Here is a 6,308-nt window from a genome sequence, read left to right as displayed (position 1 = left end):
CAAAACCGATCTTTCATTTAAGCCAAAAGTGCCGCTTATTGAAGCTGGTGCAATCCTATATCGAATTCCTGCGATGGCTAAGCCTGTTTATGACGAAGTCGAAAAAGTTGTAAAGGAAGTTAACGCTAAGTAACTCTATTTTTGAAAGGAGAAAAAAATGAATGGGATAATTAATTTCGCTAACTCACTTTTCAAACCTTTGATTGATATGGGCGCTGCAACCATCATGTTAATTGTTTTAACACTGATTGCCGTTCTGTTTCGGGTCAAGTTTTCAAAAGCGCTTGAAGGCGGTATGAAATTAGCGATTGCGATTACGGCTATTGGTAATATTATGAATATGCTTACTACGGCATTTCAAAAACCGATGCTGCAATTTGTCAAGCATACTGGAATTCATATGGATATGCAGGATATGGGTTGGGCACCGTTAGCCACGATTACCTGGGGCTCTCCATATACACTGTTTTACCTATTAGTCTTGATAATTTTGAATGTAGTTTTGTTAGTAATGAATAAAACTAACACTCTAGATGTAGATATTTTTGATGTCTGGCACCTAGCATTTGTCGGCCTATTCTGTGTATATGTGGGTGCACCGCTTTGGCTTTCAACCTTATTGGTGCTCTTTATCGGCACTATGAAAATAATTAACTCCGATTTGATGAAACCAACCTTCAACGACTTGCTTGATGCTCCTGAAGGCAACCCAATGACCACTACGCACATGAATTATATGATGAATCCAATTATCATGGTCTTTAACAAATTCTTTGATAAGTGCTTGCCGTGGCTTGATAAGTTTGACTTTGACTCAACTAAGTTAAATGAAAAAATTGGTTTCTGGGGGAGCAGGTTTGCTATCGGCGTTTACCTAGGTGTATTTGTTTCTCTTCTGGCTGGTAATAATTTTGCTACCGAACAGGGTTGGAAAGATATGTTCACACTTTCATTTATTGGTGGTTCATGTATTGAATTATTCTCTGTAATCGGATCATGGTTTATTGCTTCTGTTGAGCCACTTTCACAGGGTATTGCTGATTTTGCTACTAAGAGATTCTCAGGACGTACCTTCAACATTGGACTTGACTGGCCATTCTTAGCTGGCCGTTCTGAAATTTGGGCAGCAGCAAACGTTTTGGCACCAATAATGATGCTGGAAGCAATGGTTTTACCAGGTAACAGATTGATGCCTCTAGGTGGTATCATTGCCATGGGTGTCACTCCTGCTTTGCTAGTAGTTACTAGAGGGAAAATTATTCGGATGATTGTTATCGGAACGATTGAATTACCAATCTTTCTTTGGGCAGGTACAATGGTAGGACCATTTGTTACCAATATGGCTCACTCAGTTGGTGCTGCTATTCCGGCGCATACCCTTGTTTCTGATACTACAATGGAAGGTCCTGTTGAAAAATTCCTGGCTTACCTTGTTGGTAATGCATGGAAGCAGCAAGGAATGTTTATCGTATATGCATTGATTGCCTTAGCAGTTTACCTACTTTTATTCATCTGGTATGCAAAGCAAATGCAGAAGAGAAATGCAGAATATGCGGCTGCAGCAAAAAAGGCCTAGTCAATTAAGTTAGTAGTTTTGATAAGGGTGATCAGATTGAAAAAGGCAAAAATTACTGAAAAAGAAAAAGCTAGAAGAAATAACATTTTTATTTGGACAGTATTTGTAATTGCAATTAATCTTTTACAGATATTATTTAAAAATTGGACCACCAGCTTAATTGCTATGGTTGGAACAATCTATGCTTTGTATCGAATAGTTGTTTATGAAAATCCCAAGAATCGCCTTAGTCAAAAATACTATGATTGGAAGGGTAATAAACTAAATAAATAAAAATATTTCATTATGCCATTAGATTATAAAAATCTAATGGCATAATTAGTTTATTTAAAAAGCTATTACTCGTTGGAAAGGATAACTAATGAAAAAACAAAATAACATTTTAAACTTATTGGCTATGCTTTTTATTCTCTGCTTTTTTAACTTGATGCCAACACATAGTTTGATAGCAGCAGAGTCTGATTTGCCACCAATAGGCCAAAAGGCTCAAGTAACCTTTGATCGCTATTCTTTAATGATAAATGGCGTGAGAACGCCGATTTATTCCGGTGAATTCGAATATTGGCGTTTACCAAATCCGTCACTTTGGCGCGATGTTTTGCAAAAAATGAAAGCCGAAGGCTTTAACGCTGTTACAATTTATTTTAATTGGGGTTATCACTCACCTAAAGAGGGAGTTTATGATTTTTCTGGAGTTAAAGATGTAGACAAGCTTTTAAAAATTGCCGAAGATGTTGGTATATATGTAATTGCCAGACCGGGTCCTTATATTAATGCAGAAACTGATGCTGGAGGTTTTCCGGATTGGCTCTTAACGCAAAAAGGACGCGCACGATCATCTGACGCAGATTACACCAAAAGCTATAATGAATGGTTAGACCATATCGATCCAATTATTGCCAAGCACCAAATTACTAATGGTGGCAGTGTGATTTTGTACCAAATCGAAAATGAATACACTGGATGGCGACGCGATTCGCAATACATGGAGGACCTGAAAAATAAGGTAAAAGCTGACGGTATAAATGTTCCGACATTTCATAATGATAAAAGTGGACCACAAGGAACTTGGGCAAATGGTAAGGGAGCACCAGATATGTATGCTTTTGATCGCTATCCCGGCATTGGCAACATTGGGGCATTGCCCAACACGTTTGAGGATCCCCACACGAAAGGTTGGGGCGCAAAATCACCAATATTTTTAGCCGAACTAGGTAATGGTTGGTTCGATCCTTGGGCCGGTCAAGGTTATGATTACTGGCGAAAGCAACGTGGCACCTCTGCTGAAAACATCATTAATAAACATATTATAGGAGAAGGAGGTACAATAATAAGTTCGTATATGACTTATGGTGGCACCTCATGGGGCTATTTACCTTTTCCTGGAGGATACACCTCGTATGATTATGGAGCTGCAATCAATGAAGAAAGACAGCTTGATGATAAAACCGCTCAACAAAAAAAGATTGGTTTGATGCTGCAAAGTGTCAAACCGATAGCAAAGACAGATAGAATAGCAGAAAATACTTCAAGTGATAATGTTTTCTATATCATAGAAAGAGAGAATCCGGATAGTAAGACCAAGTTCTATTTTGTTCGCCATAATAAAACAAATTCGACGGGTGATGATACTTATAGTTTACCGATCAAAACTGCAGAAACCGATATTACGGTACCAGTTCGTGTAAATGGTCAAACTTCAAAAGTGGTAACTGCAAATTATGATTTTGGCAGGCAACATCTTGTATATTCAACTAACGAGATTTTTACGCAGTTTTCGAATAATAATGAAGACACTTTAGTTGTTTATTCAGATAAAAATGATCCTAATCAAACGGTTTTGAAGTATGATAAAGAACCAGAAGTTAGTGTTGAAACTGGTAAAGTAGATAAAAAATGGGATGCCACTAAAAAAACCCTAACTTTGTCTAATCAATTTGATGGCTTGGCCAATGTTCAAATAAAGTCAGGAAATAGTACCCTAAGGTTAATCATGGGCTCGTATGAGCAAATGGATAAATTATGGGAACAAAAAACTTCTGCGGGAACAATTTTAGTGAATGGTCCATATTTGCTTCGTAAAGCTGAAGTTCAAGGGAAAACTTTAAGCTTAAATGGTGATACAGATTCTGAGACAAATCTAGCTGTTTATTGTCCAGCGGATATTAAAGAAATTCAATGGAATGAACAAAAGTTAAATACTAAGAAAGATGCAGAATGGCTCAATGCGGCTATTCCTGGCGTGGATAAGGAGAAAATTAAGTTACCAGAACTAAAAAATTGGCAATATCACGATGGAAATCCTGAATCTGACCTTAAATTTGATGATTCTGCTTGGCAAGCCGCTAATAAAGAAACTTCAAACAGTATAACTAAACATACTGGCAAAATAGTCTTATTCGCTGATGATTACGGCTTCCATCATGGAAATGTTTGGTATCGTGGTCACTTTACAGCTAATGGTAATGAAAACAACATAAAATTAGACGGTATTACAGGCAATTATGGTGCATATTCAGCTTGGTTGAATGGTCACTTTTTGGGAAGCTGCGAGTTAGGAAAAGATGAAAGTAAAGAACAAACTTTTGAAATAAACTCATCCTGGTTAAGAAAAAAACAAGATAATGTAGTTTCTGTCTTGGTTGCTAATATGGGACATGATGAAGACGGAAATAATAAAGACTCTCATAAAGCTGCGCGTGGACTTATTAGTGCTGATGTGCAAAGAAAAGACGGAACAGAGGCTGAAATCACCTGGAAATTGCAGGGCAATAAAGGTGGAGAACAGATCCCAGATTCATCACGTGGTTCCTATAATCTAGGTGGATTATATGGCGAAAGACATGGCTGGTACTTACCCGGTTTTGATGATTCAAAGTGGGAAAAAGTAACTTTGCCTGATAGCCGGACAACAGCTGGTATCGGCTGGTACAATACTTCTTTTGATTTAAACATACCGGAAAATTACGATGTTCCAATTTCGCTGCAGATTTCGGATGATACCTTTGGGACTGAAGGAGCCAAATACCGAGCATATATTTATATTAATGGTTGGCTATATGGCCAATATATAAATAATGCTGGGCCACAAAAAGAATTTTACCTTCCAGCTGGTTTGTTAAACGAACACGGACATAATCTGCTTTCAATAGCTGTTTGGAGTTTAGATAATCAGAGTGCAAAATTAGGGAAAGTAAGTTTGATTACCAACGGAATTTATAATTCTGGTAATCATGTTGAAAATGTTAAAGCTGCCACATACCAAGATATTTTTGGTAAAGCTCAAGACAGCAGTTCAGATATTGATAAAGCAACTGATAACATTTCAAACGAACAACTTCCAGAAAATGAAGAGAGTAATAGTGCAACTAAGCCTAAAAAGAGGCAAAGTAAATTTAAAACAGTTATGCATAATTCATACTTATATAACCAAAAAGGCAAGAAAATTAAATCCAGTTATGTTAAAGCTGGAACTAAAGTTTTGACTCAAGGAGCTGTCTTTCTACATAAACGCAAATTTTATAAGTTAGGTAAAAGCAAATATCTTGTTGCTAGCAATATTGATGGCTCGTGCAAGCAACTAAAACATAATGCGTATACTTATAACTGGCAAGGCAATAGAGTAAGTAAAAAAATTTTGATGAGGAAAGAAAAAATTAGAATTTATGGCGGTCAAGTCTCAATTAAGCATAAGATCTATTTTGTCATTGGCATAAATAAATTGATCAAAGCGAAAAATGTAGCCTAAATAAAAATACAACATACTGAAAAAGCGTTAGCAATTTTATGCTAATGCTTTTTTGTTATAAAAAATAAACTTTATTCATGCAAAAATAAATTGTATTTAACCGCTTTCTTTGCTAAACTCAAAGTGGTATCAACCAGTTAAAAAGGAGGGGGATGTCAATGCAAAAGCCACTTTATCAGCAGGTTATTCTCGACTTAGAAGGGCTAATCAAAAAGATGAAACCTAATGAGAAGTTGCCAAGCGAACGGCAATTATTGGTTAAATATGGTGTCAGTCGTAACACTATTAGGTTAGCGTTACAAAACTTAGAAGAGCGAGGGCTAATTTACCGACTTCATGGTAAAGGGACATTTGTTTCGAGCATTTATTTAGATCGACCAAATATTGGTGGAATTTACTCATTTTCTGAAGAACTTACACGGGAAGGACAAAAAGCAACTACGCAGAATCAAAGTTTGGAATTAGTAATGCCGACAACAAAGATTGCTGAGCAGCTTAACCTAGCTGAAAATGAGCAGGCATATAAATTGGTCCGCCTGCGTCTTGCCAATGGTCAGCCACGAATGTTTAGTACGACTTATTTACCAGAAAAACTGTTTCCCAAATTAGAAATTACTGATCTAAGGAGCAAGACGTTATATGGGGTACTTAAAGAAAAATATAATCAATTATCCGTGATTGCGTTTGAGGATGTTCAGGCGGTTAGCCTAGGTAAGCCTGAAAGCGAATATTTAGACGTAAAAGAAGGCTCACCTAGTTTGAAAATTTACCGCAAAACAATTAATGATAAAAATATTCCGATTGAGTTTACCATCTCTTTAGCACGTGGTGATAAGTTTATTTATCGGTCAAGACAATATAACGATTTAATAAAATAAGGAGAAAAAATGTTTACAAAAACAGATGCAGAACTTGAAAAAATAGGTGCCAAGATTACTACCCGTGAAATTCAGCAACAGCCTGAATTATGGCAACAAACCTGGT

Annotated in this window: 4 protein-coding genes and 1 pseudogene; all 5 read left to right on the top strand. The window is 36.7% G+C overall.

The genetic code is table 11. The features are described 5' to 3' along the window. Nucleotides 1–133 (top strand): annotated as a pseudogene (locus Q0K80_RS09650) (PTS fructose transporter subunit IIB); the annotation flags it as partial. A 24-nt stretch (nt 134–157) separates the two neighbouring features. After that, nucleotides 158–1,576, top strand: a complete 1,419-nt coding sequence (locus Q0K80_RS09645) for a PTS transporter subunit IIC (RefSeq protein ID WP_103753103.1) — start codon at nt 158–160, stop codon at nt 1,574–1,576. A gap of 27 nt (nt 1,577–1,603) precedes the next feature. Continuing rightward, nucleotides 1,604–1,849 (top strand): hypothetical protein, encoded by a 246-nt coding sequence (locus Q0K80_RS09640; protein ID WP_267385728.1) that lies wholly within the window; start codon nt 1,604–1,606, stop codon nt 1,847–1,849. An 88-nt stretch (nt 1,850–1,937) separates the two neighbouring features. Then, nucleotides 1,938–5,324 carry a beta-galactosidase gene (locus Q0K80_RS09635; RefSeq protein WP_294605802.1) on the top strand — a complete coding sequence of 1,129 codons (3,387 nt, stop codon included), beginning with the start codon at nt 1,938–1,940 and terminating at the stop codon, nt 5,322–5,324. A 158-nt stretch (nt 5,325–5,482) separates the two neighbouring features. After that, entirely contained in the window at nt 5,483–6,202 is a 720-nt protein-coding gene (locus tag Q0K80_RS09630; protein ID WP_267385756.1) for a GntR family transcriptional regulator, read from the top strand. The last annotated feature ends 106 nt before the right edge of the window (nt 6,203–6,308 follow it).

Source organism: uncultured Lactobacillus sp., from assembly GCF_945290125.1.
Lineage (GTDB): Bacteria > Bacillota > Bacilli > Lactobacillales > Lactobacillaceae > Lactobacillus > Lactobacillus rizhaonensis.
This window is presented reverse-complemented; position numbering and strand designations above follow the sequence as displayed.